Genomic DNA, 16277 nt, shown 5'->3' on the forward strand with positions numbered 1-16277 from the left:
AAATTTTTCTTAATAATTACAAAATTATTCCAATTCTTCTAAAAGTTGCTCTACTTCATCATAATCTTCATAGTCTTGCGAAATAGTCTGTAAAATAGCTTTACAGTCGTCATATTTTCCTTGCTTTAGTTTAGATAAAGCCAAATTCCATTTTGCTTTTTCTTTATAAACAGAGTTTCCTGCTTCCAATTCTTTGAAAATGTTTTCTGCCTTTACGTATTTGCCAACTTGCAATAAGGATACGGCATAGAAATATTTAATTTCATCTGAATTGTTTTCTTTCAAAATCATTTCAAAAATCGGAATAGCAGTTTCATATCTTCTTCCGTTAAAATTATTCTCAGCTTGCTTTAAAATGGCTTCAGAGACGCCTCTTTCTGTAAAATAAGCGCTTTCTGGGTGGTTATAATCTTCAAAATTTGGATAATGTCGATAATCGAAGAAAAATAAACCAAACATAACTATTACAGATATCGCTGCAGCAAAGTACCAAGGCTTAAGCGATGCTGCTTTATGTTTCTTTTTGTTGAAGTATTTATCTGAAATTCGAGTCAAATTTTCTTCAAATACGACTCTTTCTTCAGCTATCTCCAATTTATTTTCTTGTCGATAGCGCTTTTGTTCTTCTTCAAATTCCTCTGTCTGAGCAATCAATTCATGAGCAGATTCATTGACAGATACCACATTCTCATAAACTGTCACATCTTTATTGGCAGAGTTTTTCAATTCTTTTAGCCAGCGTCTTTTACATAACAAGAAAAAATAAGCATCAAACGGACAAGTCAATTGAAGTTTTCCGGCTTTCGCCTGACTAAAAAGCAAAATCATAATTTCCTGAATCACATTCTGCGCATGATCTTTATCTCCAGAATTATTGGTTATAAACTGCACTACTTTGGGTGCAAATTTTTTAAATATCATTTCAATTACTACCGAATCATTTGCGGCTAGTCCGTCGATATATTTTTGATCTGGATGAATTTTATTTAGATCCATAAAAAACATTTTATAGCTAATTTAAAAAAAAGAATCTTAAAAACTTAAAAAAACAAGAGATAACAACATTATAATCAATTATATATACCAAAAAAAAGATTCTTCAAAAAGTTTTAAAAAATTAAAAGAAACAGAAAGTTACCAATTTATTACCGAATAAAATGATAAAGCCTTGAAAATCTAAAAAAGCCACCAAATTATATCTCTTGTATCATTAGTTTTTTGGATGTAATTGCTTTATTTTTGGGTTTCAATCATTACAGGAATGGAAAATCTTCACGAAATTCTCAAAAAGGAGAATTATAAAAAAATAAAATTCAAAATCACTAAAACCCAGCATTTGCAGATAAAAGCCAAAATAAATGGCATTTCTGGCAATTTTATTTTAGATACGGGTGCATCCAACACGTGCGTGGGGTTTGAGTCTATTGAACGCTTTGAACTTTCGGCAAAAAACTCTAAAACAAAGGCTTCTGGAGCAGGCGGAACAGGAATGACAACTCAGATTTCATCTCAAAATAAACTGCAGTTAGGAAGCTGGAAAAATAAGGGTTTTAGTATCGTAATTTTTGATCTTTCGCACGTCAATGAAGCTTTGGAATCTTTTAAAGCAAAGCCCGTTCACGGCATTATTGGTGCTGATGTTTTATTGGAAGGAAAAGCTATTATTGATTATTTTAACCACTACTTGTACCTTAAATAGAAAAAATTCCAAATTCCATCCCGAGGCTTCGGGATCAAATTCCAAATAAAAAAGTCTCCATTAAAATGAAGACTTTTTAGTTTTATACTATTTCTTGATTGCTAATTTCTGTTTTTGGAACTGCATGTTTTTTCAAAGAAAAATAAGCAACAACTGTACTCAACAACATTAAAACTCCTCCCAAAATAAAAGGTGCTCCTGCAAATTTAAAAGGCGCATCATCATGGGTGAAAAAGTAAAATGTATTGGCCATCATTGGCGGACCAATAATCGAAGACGCACTCATTAAACTAGTCAACGTTCCTTGAATTTCGCCTTGTTCGCTTGGTTCAACTTTACTCGCTACCACAGATTGCAATGCTGGACCGGCAATTCCGCCAAGGCAATATGGAATTAGAAAAACAAACATCATCCAGCTTTCTGTTGCAAAAGCAAACAATAGCATTCCGATTGTATATAAAGCTAAACCGATATAAATACTTTTCTCATTTCCTATTTTTGGATTGATGTAACGAACTAATCCTCCTTGTACAACTCCAACCAATAATCCGATTATTCCTAATGAAATTCCGATCATTCTTTCATCCCAATTGAATTGGTAAATGGTGAAGAAACTCCAATTGCTCTGTACTGCATGCGAACCAACGTACAAAAGAAATATCGCGACAATTAAACCAATTAATGTTGGATGCTTTCTTAATCCTAAAATAGCTCCAATTGGATTGGCGCGTCTCCAGTCAAATTCTCTTCTGTTTTCTTTTTTTAATGATTCTGGCAGAATGAAAAATCCGTAAAGGAAGTTTACCATACACAAAATTGCCGCTGCATAAAAGGGAACTCTTGATCCGTATTGGCCTAAAAGTCCGCCAATAACGGGTCCGATGATAAAACCTAATCCGAAAGCGGCGCCTACTAACCCAAAGTTTTTAGCTCTATTTTCGGCAGTACTAACGTCGGCAATATAAGCTGAAGCGGTTGTAATACTAGCACCAGTCACTCCAGCAATAATTCTTCCGATAAAAAGCCAGATAATAGTTGGCGAAAATGCCAATAAAAGATAATCTAAAGAAAATCCGAAAAGGGAAATCAAGATAATTGGCCTTCTTCCAAATTTATCACTCAAATTTCCAATAACGGGAGCAAATACAAACTGCGTTATCGCATACGCGAAAGTCAACCAGCCTCCAATTTTTGCGGCTTCACTGATGTCTCCGTGAATCAATTCTTCGATTAATTTTGGTATTACAGGAATAATAATTCCCCATCCTGTAATGTCTATTAACATGGTTATGAAAATAAAACCAATTGCTGCTGACTTGTCTTTTTGTAGCATAATAATTTTTGTAAGGTGATGCAAATAAACGAAAAAGCTGACATTTTTTAATATCAACTTTATAATTCAACAATAAAAAAATCCCAAATTCCAATTTGAAAAACTTGGTGTTGAATTATTAAAACTGGTATATTTTTTCACGCAGATTTAAAAAAGATTTAAGCAGATAAACCCAGATTTTTTCTAATTAAATCTGTAAAATCTGCGTGAAATATTTTACTATTAATTAAAAAAAATCCCAAATTCCAATTTGAAAAACTTGATATTGAATTATTAAAACTGGTATATTTTTTCACGCAGATAAATGCAGATTTTTCTAAATAAATCTGCTGAAATATTCATCATTTTACCGACATAGCCCGTGGTTTCAACCACGGGAGACGTATTATATGTATTGTGTACCTGTGGTTGAAATCACGGGCTATATTTTAATACCAATAAAAAAATCCCAAATTCCGAATTGATGGAACTTGGGATTTTTATTGTGAAATTCCGAATTCGGGCTCGGAATTTCACTATCAAAAATTAAAACTATTAATGAGTATGTTTAGGATTAAAACCGTCTTCGCTTAATTCAGTATGCACATAATCGGCATGCATTTCTGCTTCGTAGTCGATTTTTTCTCCTTTAGAGAACTTACGGATAATTTTCTCCATAATATCATAGATTACAGGAACCACAATTAACGTAAGGAACAATGAAGAAATCAAACCTCCAATAATTACCCAAGCCAATCCGTTTTTCCATTCAGCTCCAGCTCCAGATGCCAATGCAATCGGGAACATACCAAACACCATCGCAATTGTTGTCATCAAGATCGGACGTAAACGTGCGTGGTTTGCTTGAATTAAAGCTGTTCTGATAGATTCTCCAGCTGCTCTTCGCTGATTGGTATAATCGACAAGCATGATCGCATTCTTACACACCAGACCAATCAACATGATTACCCCTAAGATAGTAAAGATATTCAAGGTATTGTTTGTTAATGCCAAGGCAAATAAAACTCCAATGAACGAAAGCGGAATAGCAAATAATACGACAAACGGGTGAACGAAACTGTCATATAATCCAACCATTACAAGGTAAACCAAAATAATAGCGGCTAATAATGCAATTCCTAAAGTACCAAATCCTTCAGATTGGTTCTCTTGGTCACCACCCCAGATATAATTTACTCCTGTTGGTTTTTGCAATTTATCTAATTTTGCCTGCCATTGCTGAACGATTGTTCCTGCTGGCACCCCAACGTTCTGACCTTGTACGGTTACAGAAGCTGTTTTATCTCTACGCTCTAGTTTACTTGGTCCAGAACCTTCTGTAATAGTTGCGAATTGGTTTAATTTAATTTGCTGACCTGCATTGTTTATGAAAATCAAATTACTAACGTCTGTGATGTTTTTTCTATCAAATTCGTTGTATTTAATGTTGATGTCATACTCGTATTCACCAGCTCTAAATTTACCATCTGTATTACCACTGTAAGCAGTTTGCATGGTTAAACCAACTGTTTGAAGTGTTAATCCTAACGCAGCCATTTTATCTCTATCAACCTGAACGTTGATCTCTGGGTTTCCATCCTCAACTGTTAATTTAATCTCGGTTGTTCCAGGAATTGTACGTAATTCTGCTTCGGCAAGTTTAGCAAATTTCATGGCACTTTCTACGTTCGGACCTGTTACGATCAAACCTAAAGTTGCATCCTCAGCAGTACCTAAGATACCTACTGGAACTGTTTTTACTTTTGCACCAACTAAAACTTTTTCTAGTTTACGTTTCACTTTTGCAGCATATACGTTGGCATCATCTGTACGATCTTTTTGATCAATCATTTTAACGTCAATCTCTGCTTTGTATGCAGTTGCCTGAGCAGCTCCTAAACCTTCACTGGTTTGACCAACAGTTGTAATTTGGCTGAAAACATATTTCTCTCCTTTTAAGAAAGCTTCTGCTTTTTGTGTCATAAAGTTAGTTTGCTCTAACGAAGCATCTTTTGGCATCTCAATTTGAACCAAGAACTCACCACTATCAGATGATGCAAAAAACTCTCCTCCAATATATCCGCCTCCCATTAACCAGAAGATCGTACCAAAGAACATTACAAGGATAACTCCCATTGTTTTAATGTAGTGATCTAAACACCAGTTAAGCAAGTTTGATACCCAGTTTGTAAAACGAGTCAAGTAGCTTTCGAAACCAAGAATAATTTTTCCAAAAAGGTTTTTACCTTCAATATGTTCTAATTTTCCAAAACGTGATGATAACCACGGAATAATCGTAAATGAAGCCAATAATGAGAACATTGTAGAAATAATTACCGTAACACAGAATTGTGTAATAATGTTCGATACCAATCCTGTACTCATTGCAATCGGTAAGAACACCACCACAATTACTAATGTAATCGAAGTTACGGTTGCACCAATTTCGGCAGTTCCATCATAAGCGGCACGAATTCGGCTTTTACCCATCTCCATGTGTCGGTAAATATTTTCCAATACCACAATCGCGTCATCCACAAGAATACCCACAACAAGAGATAAACCAAGTAAAGACATTAAGTTAAGCGTGTAACCTAATAAATAAATTCCAATAAACGTTGCAATCAAAGATGCTGGAATAGATACCATTACGATCAACGAGTTTCGAATACTGTGCAAGAAGAACAACATTACGAATGCTACCAGAATAACCGCAATTAACAAGTCATGTACAACAGAATCTGCTGCCTCAAGAGTAAAGACAGTACTGTCTTTTGCTACTTCTAATTTTAATTGAGCCGATTTGTAATCGTTCTCTAATGTTTTAATTGTTTTAATCAATTGCTCACTTACCGCTACGGCATTGGCATCTGATTGTTTTACAATTTGAAGTACAATGGCACTTTTTTGATCTACACGCGCAATTTTCTCCGCGATTTTTTGAGTATCCTGAACATCGGCGATATCTCCTAAACGAATTTGAATTCCGTTTTGAGAAGAAACTACTAAGTTTCTTAATTCGTCAACATTTTTATATTTCCCCGCTAAACGGATTAAGATTTTTTGGTTACGAGTTTGGATGTTACCCGTTGGGAAATCTAAGTTCGAACTTAAAATAGTTTGTTGCACTTGCGGAACTGAAAGTCCGTAACCTTGCATTTTTACTGCATCAAGGTTCACCTGAATCTCACGCTCTTGACCACCAATAATATTTACTTGAGCAACCCCTTGTACACGAGATAAAACTGGCGCAATCTTTTTATCGATCAAATCGTAGAAAGCTGCTTCGTCCATTTTACCATTTGCACCTAGCGTCATAATTGGTAAATCACTCAAAGAGAATTTAGTCAATGACGGTGGATCTGCATCGTCTGGCAAGTCACTCAAAATCGCGTTGATTTTACGCTGTGCATCGTTCATCGAAATATCAACATTCGCATTTGAAGTCAATGTGATCGATACAATCGAAAGACTCTCGTAAGATTTCGAATCGATTTTCTTAATATTTTCAAGAGATGCAATCGCATCTTCAATTTTCTTTGTCACTGTATTTTCAACCTCACTTGGAGAAGCTCCAGGATATACAGTTGAAACCGTAATTACGTTGGTTTCGAATTTTGGGATCAGCTCGTAGCCTAATTGGCTGTAACTGAATAATCCACCAAGTGTCAGAATTGTAAACAATACAATTACCAACGACGGACGTTTTATGGATATTTCGGCTAATTTCATATTTGTTGTTTTTTGCTGTAGGCTATACGCTGTAGGCTTTAGGCTTTTTTTAAATGCTTAAAGCTTATTGCTTACGGCTTAAAGCTTAAAATTATTTAATAATTTCTACTGTATTTCCGTCTTGTAAGTTGATTTGACCCGTAACAATTACAGTTTCTCCGTCATTTAAACCATTGATAATTTCAACTTTATCTCCTAAAATTCTTCCAGCAATTACCTTTCTTAATTTAGCAACACCGTTTTCTACAACAAAAATCTCGTTACTGCTCACACTTCCAACAAAAGCATTTCTAGGAACAACTTTCAAGTTTTGTTTTTGGTTTTTAGCACCAAAGTTTGCAGTTCCGTACATACCTGCTTTTAGGTCGTTGTTAGCATTGTTTGTAATTTCAATTTCTACAGGGAAATTTAAAGAAGCATCTGCTTTTGCAGCGATAAAAGTAATTTTTCCGCTAAATGATTTATCAGGATAAACACTTGCTGTAATGTCTACAGTTTGTCCTAATTTTAAACTAGCAACTTGAGTTTCGTTTACTGTAACAGTTAATTTTAATTTAGAAACATTTACAATATCAAATAAAGCAGTTGCAGGCATTCCAGCTAAAATAGAACCTGGCTCGATGTATTTTTTATTGATGTATCCATTGATTGGAGCTTTTACTCTTGTATCTCCAACATTAATTTTAGCTTGAGTATAGTTAGATTGAGCATTAGTTAAAGCCAATTTTGCTTGATCTAATTGCTGTTTAGTAACTCCGCCAGTTTTGAAAGCGTTTTCATATCTAGCATAATCAGATTTTGCATTTTGATATGCTGCTTCAGCTGCTTGAGCATTTACATTGATAACATCACCTCTTACAGTTAAAAGAGTTTGACCTACTCTTACATAGTCACCTTCTTTAACTAAAACACTAATTACTTTTCCAGATTTTTCAGCAGAGAAAGTCAATTCCTGAATTGGTGCGAAGTTTCCGTTTGCAGTAAAACCTAGGTTAACATCTTCTGTTTTTACTGTAGCCACTTTTACAGAAACTGCTGCGTTTTTTTCTGCTACAATTGCAGTTTTCGCTTCGTTTTCTGCTTTGTTCTTATTTAAAATGTAGCTAACTCCAAAAAAAGCTACAATTATGATTACGACTGTTATAATTATTTTCTTCATTGTAATAATTTGTTATTTAGTAAGAGATTTAAGTTCGCCTTTCGATTTGATTAGAGATATTTCGGCAATTTTATAATTTAAAACTGCTCTTGTAAAGTTATTTTGAGCTTCAAGTGATGCATTTTCAGCGTCTAGCAAATCGGTTAAAGATGCTAAACCTTGAAGATAATTGTTTTTGGTATTTCCTAAAATTTCTAACGCTAAACGCATATTTTCTCTCTGATTTTCAATAGTCACAAGATTATTATTAATCTGAGCCATTGCATTTCTATAATCTAAATCCAAAGAAAGTTTAGTGTCTTTGATGTCTTCTTGCAATTCTCTGATTTGAACATCAGCCTGTCTTACTTTTGCACGAGTTCCGAAACCTGTAAAGATTGGCACATGTAAGTTTAAAGCAATTGCAGAGAAATCTGACCAATACACTCCTTTATCTGGTTTTGCAAACCAAGGCATTTCTGGTCCTTGTCCTATGTAATTGTAACCTGCAGACAATGAAAGTGTAGGATAATAACCTGCTTCAACCGCTTTTTTATTGAATACTAAAAGTTCTTCTTGTTTTTTCAAAAGCAAATATTCTGTTCTGTTTTCAATATTTGGCTCTTGTGTTAAAGCAGCTGGCACAACTTCAAATTCTTCTTTTGGCATAACGATTTGAGTTTCGATAGGCATACCCATATAAAACTTCAATGCATTTTCCTGTAATTCGATCTGATTTTTAACCTGCTGACGATCTGTATCAATGTTAGACATTTTTACGATAATACGATCTAAGTCAATTTTTTTAGCTAAACCATTATTAAACTGCCCTTGAACAATATCACGAACTTTTTCTGTATTTACATAGTTACTATCTAATAGAATAAGTCTTTCTTTTTGTACATAAACTGAATAATAGTTATTTGCAACTCTTTCAATAACTTGTTCTTCTGTCAATTGATCATTTATCTGATAAAACTCACGAGTCGTTTTTGCAGCTCTTAAACCTGTAAAAACAGATTGATCAAATAATGCCTGAGTTAAAGAAAGCCCTGCAGTTGAAGTCCATTTCTGTCCAAATGCTGCCTGAATTGTAGTTCCTGGCTGTCCAAATCCTGCACCGTCGATAACTGTAGTCTGAATTACCGGATTATACGTTAAACTTCCATTTGCACTAATTTGTGGCAAAGCTCTCGAACGTATTTCCTGAATCTGATACTCACTATTCTCTACCTGAAGCTTTGCTTTTTTAGCATCGGCTTTATTTTGAAGCGCATAATTGACCGCGTCTTTCAGGGTTAAAGTGGTTTGTGCGTTGACAGACAAGCCAATGGTGCACAAAAATATAAGAAGGATTCTTTTCATAAGTAGTTAAATATTTATTTTTTTAAATTTTGAGATAGTACCGTCATTTTCCATCCTCACTCAGAATAATGACGATTGAATATATTTGGATGAATTAATTATTTATTCTTTTTAACTGTTTTTCTAATTCCTCTACTCCCTTTACAGTGGCCATTGCACGAGTATGATATTCTAATGCTTCCAGCTCAATTCTTTGTGCTTCACTTTCAGAAACCGTATTTTCGTTTATATGAAAAACCAGTGTATAATAAAACTTCACATAAACCTCTACATTCAAATCACTTCTATAAAGACCTTCACGAATTCCCTTTTCAATATTTTCTCTAAAAAGCTGTGTGCATTGATCAATTTCAAATGAAAGAATATTTTGGTAGATCTCAGGATAATGTTTCTTTAACTGATAAATTGGAGATGTGTCGATGTTATTTTTAAACATGTCACGAAACATTTCTCTAATTTCAAAATTCTCATGAATAGCATTAAAATTCTTTGCTATAATAGTATCCATGATTTCGTGTACCTGGCCATGAACCAGCGAAGTGCTTTCTTCAATCAAAACTTCTTTATTGCAGAAATACTTGTAGATCGTTTTTTTTGAAATACACATTTCACCCGCAATATCGTCCATTGTAACACTCTTAAAACCAAGCTTTAAAAATAACTCGCTTGCTTTTGCTATAATCTTCTCTTTCATTTTAAATTCTCGAATTGCCTTACAAATATACTTTGGAAACTAAAATCAAAAAAATAGTTTCCAATGTTTTTGTAATAATTTTACATTAATTTATTCTTTTAGTAAGATTTATATGCTAAATTCTAAATTTGCTATAAGTTTAATGTCTTTACCTAAAGCAGCGCCCGAAGTATGATTAAAAGAACTGTAATCTAAACCAAAGTCCTCACGTTTGATGTTTCCTTTAATTTCAAAAGCTACTTTCTTTTCTCCGTTATAAATATTTTCCCCTAGAAATTCAGCATCCAATTCAACTACTCTGGTGATATCTTTTATAGTTAAATCTCCTTTGAAAAAATTGATGTTCTGATTTACTTTTTGAAACGATGTCGATTTGAAACTGATAATCGGATGCTCATCTTCTTCAAAAAAATCCTGAAGCTGTAAATAAGCATCTATAGATTGGAAACTTTCATTTTTATTATTGATATCTAATGAGAATTCGACAGAAGCATCTTCAATCTCATTATCTTCAATATTCACATACCCATCAAATTTATTTGAGTTTCCTCCCAAATAAGCAGTTCTTGATCGTCTCATTTCTAATAAAACATCTGATTGGCTAGAATCTAAGGTCCATTTTGTTTTCATAAATACCTGACTTAATTGATTTTACAAATCATTAAAAATCTTCATGAAAACTTTTACAGTGTTCTTAGTTTCCATTTTATCGCTGCAAATATAGACAGGAAACTCTGAATACCAAAAAAGTTTCCAAGTTTTTTAGAAAAAATTTTAACTTATTAAAAATGAGATGGCTTAAAAGTCCTTTTTAAATGATTATTATGCTTTTAGCATTTCATCCTTAAAAATTCATATTTGAATTGTATCTTTGAGCCTCGAAATCAGAATTTATTATGCACGATATAAGTCAGTACCAGGATTTTTTTATCAATTATCTACAAAGCCAAAACATACATAAAGAACCTAAAAATCTTTACGAACCTATAGAATATATTTTAGGACTTGGAGGAAAGCGCATTCGCCCAGTTTTAACTTTAATGGCCGCAGAGGTTTTTGATACTGATTATTCGATTGCGCTTCCGGCAGCAATGGCGGTTGAAGTTTTTCATAACTTTTCGCTAGTTCATGATGATATTATGGACGATGCCCCATTAAGAAGAGGACAAGTTACTGTGCATGAAAAATGGGATTTGAACACTGGAATTCTTTCTGGAGACGCCATGCTTATTTTGGCCTATCAATATTTTGAACAATACGAGCCGATTGTTTTTAGAAACCTTGCCAAATTATTCAGCAAAACAGCGCTTGAAGTTTGCGAAGGACAGCAATGGGATGTAGATTTTGAGGATCGTAAAGATGTTACCATTCCTCAATATCTTAAAATGATCGAATACAAAACAGCTGTTTTGGTTGCCGCTGCCATGAAAATGGGCGCAATTGTGGCTAAAACTTCTGAAAAAGAAGCTGATTTAATTTACGATTTCGGATTAAATTTAGGATTAGCTTTCCAGCTTCAAGACGATTATCTAGATGCTTTTGGTGACCCAGAAACTTTTGGAAAACAAGTTGGTGGCGATATTATAGAAAACAAAAAAACCTATTTATATCTAAAAGCTTTAGAGTTTTCTACTGAGGAAAAAGCTTCAGCATTAGAAAAATTATTCACATTGCAATTAGAAGATAATTCAGAAAAAATAGAAACGGCTAAAGCCATTTTCAACGAATCTGGAGCATCAAAAGCAACGCAAAAAGCTATCGAAATGTATACTTTTAAAGCTTTTGAAACGTTAGAAAAAATGGAAATCAGCGATGAAAAGAAAAACGTTTTGAGAACTTTCGGAGAAAATTTAATGGGTCGTAAAGTTTAGTGTTTCGTTTCAGTTATAAGTATTCAGAAAAAATCTACAATCATAAATCAGCAATCTAAAATCTAAAATCACATGTTTGTAGCACCAGTAAATACCGAATCATTATTAGCGCAAGCGCAAACAGAGACTTTATACATTAGTCTTATTGAACAGCTTAATAAAGATTTTAATTTGGCGAATGAAGGAATCGATTTTCCGTTAAGCATTACGCCAGACGAATTGAAAATTCAGCTTCACGAAAAAGTCTACAGAATGATTCAGTACAAATTTGCTGAATATTTAAACTTACTCTACATTATTGATGTTCCTGAAAATGAAATCAAACAACTCGATGGTTCAGATTTGGTAATTCTAGCAGAACAAGTTGCTTTTTTGATTTTAAAAAGAGAATGGCAGAAGGTTTGGTTTCGCAACTATTATAAGTAAAAAAGGTACATAGGTACAAAGTTGCAAAGCGACAAAGGTTTTTATTTGGCAATTTCCACCTTTAAGATTTCATGATTTATTTTCCCATAAGTTATTCTAACACTTAAGCCATTTTTAAATATCCCATTATTAGCTTTAGTGAAACTATTAAAACTTCCTAATAGCGCATCTTCATATTGAAAATCAATCGAATCAATTTTGAATTTCTCTATCGTGACAGCTTTTCTTCTAGAAATTGGTCTAAAACTTTCAAAATCAGAAATTTTACCTTCAATCACGCACACTTTTGAAGAATTAAAAAGATTCTGGATTCTTTTTTCTGTTGTATCTGTTGTGCAAAATTGTAAATAGAAAAACATAATTGTTGATAGACTAAAAACAGCACCAGTTGTCCACAATAATATCAATTTTTCATAATCATCATTTACCTCTTTGAATTTTTTAATTAGAACCCAAAGAATAAGTGAGGCAATTGAAACCCAAAAAAATACCTCGAAAGATCTTGTGTTAGATGGCAATTCTGAGATAGACCAATAAGTATAATAATTCATTAAAAAACCTTTGAACCTTTGTTTCTATGAACCTTTGAACCTCTAAAAATAAACTCTCACAAAAGGCATAAATCCAGAACCGTAAAGACTTTTATTAGGGTCATACAAAACATCGTAGCGCGCACCTATAGTCACACTTCCTGTCCTGTAACCTGCTCCTAAATATAAAGCTGTGTTCCAATAAGAATCAGAAAAACCTGGGTGATAATAATTGTCTTCGTAGTCGGTATCGACCTTAACTTGTTCCAATTCTGCAGATAATTGTAGTTGTGGAATCGGGTTTACAAGCGTGATAAAACTTCCTCCCCAAACAAACGATTCGTAATAATCTCTTTGATATAAATAACCAAATTGCAATCCAACACCGACTGCAACAATTTCGTTAACATTATAAATGGCGCTCGGCATAACCGAGATATTGGTGTAACCAGATCCAAAGCCGAGACCTAAACCGCCTCCAAATTGAACTTTGTCCCAAAAATGATTACTGTTGTCAATGACATATTTTTGTTGTGCAATACTATAACTTGAAAACAAGACCGCCAAAATCACAAAAAAATATCTGCAATCGATTGAAAATTGAATTTTATTCATAGTTAACGTTTATTTTAACAAATTTTTACGTAAAAGTACGTAAAAAAAAGATTTAAATAAATGCGATTGTTGTACTTTTGCCTTTCTATATAACAAAAAAGTATATTCACTCATATTATGGATAGGTTTTCATTTTTAAACGCAGCGCATACTGAGTTTTTTGCACAATTATACGATCAATATTTAGTTAACCCAGACAGCGTTGAGCCTAGCTGGAGAAGTTTCTTTCAAGGTTTTGACTTTGGGCAAACGACTTATAATGACGAAAATCCGGTGCAAACGATCGTTGAGTACGTGACTAGCGATAACACAGATTACAGTCAGATTTCTGAAAAACTAAAGAAAGAATTTAACGTTCTTAAATTAATTGACGGATACCGTACGCGCGGGCATTTATTCACGAAAACAAATCCTGTTCGTGACCGTAGAACTTCATCTCCAACTTTGGATATTGAAAACTTCGGATTATCTACAGCAGACCTTTCAACTGTTTTTGATGCTGCTCAAACTATCGGAATGGCGCCTTCTTCTTTGCAAGATATCGTAAATCGCCTAAAAGCTATTTACTGTCAGCATATCGGTATTGAGTACATGTACATTAGAAATCCTAATGTAGTAAAATGGATTCAAGACAAATTGGCTGTAAATACAAATCAGCCTAACTTCTCTTCTGACGAAAAGAAAACAATCTTAAATAAATTAAACGAAGCTGTTTCTTTTGAGAATTTCCTTCATACTAAATATGTTGGACAAAAACGTTTCTCATTAGAAGGTGGAGAATCTATCATCCCAGCTCTTGACGCTTTGATCGAGCAAGCTGCTGAAAAAGGTGTTGAACAATTCGTAATGGGAATGGCTCACCGTGGTCGTTTGAACGTTTTGGCAAACATTTTCGGAAAATCTACTCAAGACATTTTTGGTGAGTTTGACGGAAAAGATTACGATCAAGAATATTTTGACGGTGACGTAAAATACCACTTAGGTCTTACTGCTGACAGAAAAACAAGATCTGGAAAAAGCATCAACATCAACTTAGCACCAAACCCTTCTCACTTAGAGACTGTTGGAGCTGTAATTGAAGGTATCACAAGAGCAAAACAAGAAAGACATTTCCCAGAAAATATTTCAAAAGTATTGCCAATCGCTGTTCACGGTGATGCTGCTATTGCTGGTCAAGGTATTTTGTATGAAATCATTCAAATGTCTTTATTGGACGGATACAAAACTGGTGGAACAATTCATATTGTAATCAACAACCAAGTTGGATTTACAACTAACTACTTAGACGCTCGTTCTTCTACTTACTGTACAGACGTTGCCAAAGTAACGCTTTCTCCAGTATTGCACGTAAATGCTGACGATGCTGAAGCTGTTGTTCATGCAGTATCTTTTGCATTAGATTACAGAATGCAGTTTGGACGTGACGTATTTATCGACTTATTAGGATATAGAAAATACGGACACAACGAAGGTGATGAGCCACGTTTTACGCAGCCTGTTTTATATAAAATCATTGCTAAACATAAAAACCCAAGAGACATCTACGCAGAGAAATTACTTTCTGACGGCGTAATTGATGCTTCTTATGTTAATGCTTTAGAAAAACAATACAAATCTCAATTGGAGGAGAACTTAGAAGCTTCTCGTAAAAAAGATTTGACTATCATTACTCCATTCATGAAAAACGAATGGGAAGGTTTTGTTCAAGTTACTGACACGCAAATGCTTCAAAAAGTTGATACTTCTTATCCAAAAGAAAAATTAACTCAGATTGCAAATGCTATTTCTAATTTACCTGAAGACAAAAAATTCATCAGTAAAATTCAAAAATTAATCAACGACAGAAAAACCATGTTCTTCGAAACTAATCTTTTAGATTGGGGTATGGCAGAACATTTAGCATACGGATCTTTATTACAAGAAGGTTTTGATGTTCGTATTTCTGGACAAGACGTAGAAAGAGGAACTTTCTCTCACCGTCATGCTGTAGTTAAAGTTGAAGATTCTGAAGAAGAAGTAATCTTAATCAACAGCCTTGAAGACAAAAAAGGAAACTTTAATGTTTACAACTCTCACTTATCTGAGTACGGAGTTTTAGGTTTTGATTACGGATATGCATTAGCAAGCCCAAAAGCTTTAACAATCTGGGAAGCACAATTTGGAGATTTCTCTAACGGAGCTCAAATTATGATTGACCAATACATTTCTTGTGGAGAAGATAAATGGAACAACCAAAACGGTATCGTTCTTTTATTACCTCACGGATACGAAGGACAAGGTGCTGAGCACTCTTCTGCAAGAATGGAGCGTTACTTACAGCTTTGTGCAAGACATAATATGTATGTTGCAGACTGTACAACACCTGCTAACTTCTTCCACTTATTGAGAAGACAATTGAAAACGAATTTCCGTAAACCATTGGTTGTATTTACTCCAAAAAGTTTACTTCGTGACCCAAGATGTGTATCTCCAGTAGAAGATTTAGTAAACGGAAGTTTCCAAGAAACAATTGATGATACTACAGTAAACAAAAAAGATGTTAAAACATTAGTTTTCGTTACTGGTAAATTCTACTATGATATTACTGCAGAAAGAGAAAACAACGGAAGAAAAGACGTTGCAGTTGTTCGTATCGAGCAATTATTCCCTTTCCCAGTTGAGCAGATTAAAGAAATCATTGCAAAATATCCAAATGCTGATGATTATGTTTGGGCACAAGAAGAACCTAAAAACATGGGAGCTTACAGCTTTATGTTAATGAACTTTGATCTTGTAAAATGGAGATTGGCTTCATTAAAAGCATACTCTGCTCCTGCATCTGGAAGTTATACACGTGCTAAACGCCGTCACGCAGATGCAATTAGAATGGTATTCGATAAAAACTTATTTAGATAA

The 16277-nt window shown here is 34.0% G+C and carries 13 protein-coding genes; 4 read left to right on the plus strand and 9 right to left on the minus strand.

Annotated elements, in window-relative coordinates; translation table 11 throughout:
* Positions 1 to 24: 24 nt before the first annotated feature.
* The gene (locus tag RB618_RS04160; RefSeq protein ID WP_308067609.1) at positions 25 to 996 is read right to left on the minus strand and encodes a CDC27 family protein; all 972 of its coding nucleotides are present in this window, start codon (positions 994 to 996) and stop codon (positions 25 to 27) included.
* A gap of 265 nt (positions 997 to 1261) precedes the next feature.
* Between RB618_RS04160 and RB618_RS04165 the strand changes: the two genes are divergently transcribed.
* Positions 1262 to 1699: a retropepsin-like aspartic protease gene (locus RB618_RS04165; protein WP_308067610.1), complete on the plus strand. Its 438-nt coding sequence runs from the start codon at positions 1262 to 1264 to the stop codon at positions 1697 to 1699.
* An 82-nt stretch (positions 1700 to 1781) separates the two neighbouring features.
* Here the strand turns inward: RB618_RS04165 and RB618_RS04170 are convergent, their stop codons facing one another.
* From RB618_RS04170 to RB618_RS04195, 6 genes are all read right to left on the minus strand, one after another.
* Positions 1782 to 3032 (minus strand): TCR/Tet family MFS transporter, encoded by a 1251-nt coding sequence (locus RB618_RS04170; protein ID WP_308067611.1) that lies wholly within the window; start codon positions 3030 to 3032, stop codon positions 1782 to 1784.
* 534 nt (positions 3033 to 3566) lie between these two features.
* Positions 3567 to 6743 carry an efflux RND transporter permease subunit gene (locus RB618_RS04175; RefSeq protein WP_308067612.1) on the minus strand — a complete coding sequence of 1059 codons (3177 nt, stop codon included), beginning with the start codon at positions 6741 to 6743 and terminating at the stop codon, positions 3567 to 3569.
* 91 nt (positions 6744 to 6834) lie between these two features.
* Positions 6835 to 7902 carry an efflux RND transporter periplasmic adaptor subunit gene (locus RB618_RS04180; protein ID WP_201999039.1) on the minus strand — a complete coding sequence of 356 codons (1068 nt, stop codon included), beginning with the start codon at positions 7900 to 7902 and terminating at the stop codon, positions 6835 to 6837.
* A 12-nt stretch (positions 7903 to 7914) separates the two neighbouring features.
* A complete protein-coding gene (locus tag RB618_RS04185) occupies positions 7915 to 9246 on the minus strand; it encodes a TolC family protein (protein WP_308067613.1) in 1332 nt (443 codons plus the stop codon).
* Positions 9247 to 9340: 94 nt separating this feature from the next.
* A complete protein-coding gene (locus RB618_RS04190) occupies positions 9341 to 9940 on the minus strand; it encodes a TetR/AcrR family transcriptional regulator (RefSeq protein WP_201999041.1) in 600 nt (199 codons plus the stop codon).
* 108 nt (positions 9941 to 10048) lie between these two features.
* Entirely contained in the window at positions 10049 to 10570 is a 522-nt protein-coding gene (locus RB618_RS04195) for a YceI family protein (protein WP_308067614.1), read from the minus strand.
* A gap of 266 nt (positions 10571 to 10836) precedes the next feature.
* Here RB618_RS04195 and RB618_RS04200 point away from each other — a divergent pair, with 266 nt between their 5' ends.
* Positions 10837 to 11811: a polyprenyl synthetase family protein gene (locus RB618_RS04200; protein WP_308067615.1), complete on the plus strand. Its 975-nt coding sequence runs from the start codon at positions 10837 to 10839 to the stop codon at positions 11809 to 11811.
* 72 nt (positions 11812 to 11883) lie between these two features.
* Positions 11884 to 12237 carry a hypothetical protein gene (locus RB618_RS04205; protein WP_308067616.1) on the plus strand — a complete coding sequence of 118 codons (354 nt, stop codon included), beginning with the start codon at positions 11884 to 11886 and terminating at the stop codon, positions 12235 to 12237.
* 41 nt (positions 12238 to 12278) lie between these two features.
* On the opposite strand, the gene RB618_RS04210 is transcribed toward RB618_RS04205, so the two are convergent.
* Together RB618_RS04210 and RB618_RS04215 are read right to left on the minus strand one after the other, a co-directional pair.
* On the minus strand, positions 12279 to 12788 hold the full coding sequence (locus RB618_RS04210; RefSeq protein WP_308067617.1) for a hypothetical protein: 510 nt from the start codon (positions 12786 to 12788) through the stop codon (positions 12279 to 12281).
* A 42-nt stretch (positions 12789 to 12830) separates the two neighbouring features.
* Complete coding sequence (locus RB618_RS04215; RefSeq protein ID WP_308067618.1) at positions 12831 to 13382, minus strand: hypothetical protein; 552 nt, start codon at positions 13380 to 13382, stop codon at positions 12831 to 12833.
* 117 nt (positions 13383 to 13499) lie between these two features.
* On the opposite strand from RB618_RS04215, the gene RB618_RS04220 reads away from it, so the two are divergent.
* Positions 13500 to 16277, plus strand: coding sequence for a 2-oxoglutarate dehydrogenase E1 component (locus tag RB618_RS04220; RefSeq protein ID WP_274255031.1), 2778 nt, complete (start codon positions 13500 to 13502; stop codon positions 16275 to 16277).

Source organism: Flavobacterium sp. LHD-85 (genome assembly GCF_030929595.1).
GTDB lineage: Bacteria > Bacteroidota > Bacteroidia > Flavobacteriales > Flavobacteriaceae > Flavobacterium.

Excerpts from the sequence above, each read along its gene's own strand:
- RB618_RS04160 (WP_308067609.1), bottom strand. The coding sequence starts at position 996 with ATGGATCTAAATAAAATTCATCCAGATCAAAAATATATCGACGGACTA.
- RB618_RS04200 (WP_308067615.1), top strand. The coding sequence starts at position 10,837 with ATGCACGATATAAGTCAGTACCAGGATTTTTTTATCAATTATCTACAA.
- RB618_RS04220 (WP_274255031.1), top strand. The coding sequence starts at position 13,500 with ATGGATAGGTTTTCATTTTTAAACGCAGCGCATACTGAGTTTTTTGCA.
- RB618_RS04205 (WP_308067616.1), top strand. The coding sequence starts at position 11,884 with ATGTTTGTAGCACCAGTAAATACCGAATCATTATTAGCGCAAGCGCAA.
- RB618_RS04190 (WP_201999041.1), bottom strand. The coding sequence starts at position 9,940 with ATGAAAGAGAAGATTATAGCAAAAGCAAGCGAGTTATTTTTAAAGCTT.
- RB618_RS04180 (WP_201999039.1), bottom strand. The coding sequence starts at position 7,902 with ATGAAGAAAATAATTATAACAGTCGTAATCATAATTGTAGCTTTTTTT.
- RB618_RS04185 (WP_308067613.1), bottom strand. The coding sequence starts at position 9,246 with ATGAAAAGAATCCTTCTTATATTTTTGTGCACCATTGGCTTGTCTGTC.
- RB618_RS04175 (WP_308067612.1), bottom strand. The coding sequence starts at position 6,743 with ATGAAATTAGCCGAAATATCCATAAAACGTCCGTCGTTGGTAATTGTA.
- RB618_RS04210 (WP_308067617.1), bottom strand. The coding sequence starts at position 12,788 with ATGAATTATTATACTTATTGGTCTATCTCAGAATTGCCATCTAACACA.
- RB618_RS04170 (WP_308067611.1), bottom strand. The coding sequence starts at position 3,032 with ATGCTACAAAAAGACAAGTCAGCAGCAATTGGTTTTATTTTCATAACC.
- RB618_RS04165 (WP_308067610.1), top strand. The coding sequence starts at position 1,262 with ATGGAAAATCTTCACGAAATTCTCAAAAAGGAGAATTATAAAAAAATA.
- RB618_RS04195 (WP_308067614.1), bottom strand. The coding sequence starts at position 10,570 with ATGAAAACAAAATGGACCTTAGATTCTAGCCAATCAGATGTTTTATTA.
- RB618_RS04215 (WP_308067618.1), bottom strand. The coding sequence starts at position 13,382 with ATGAATAAAATTCAATTTTCAATCGATTGCAGATATTTTTTTGTGATT.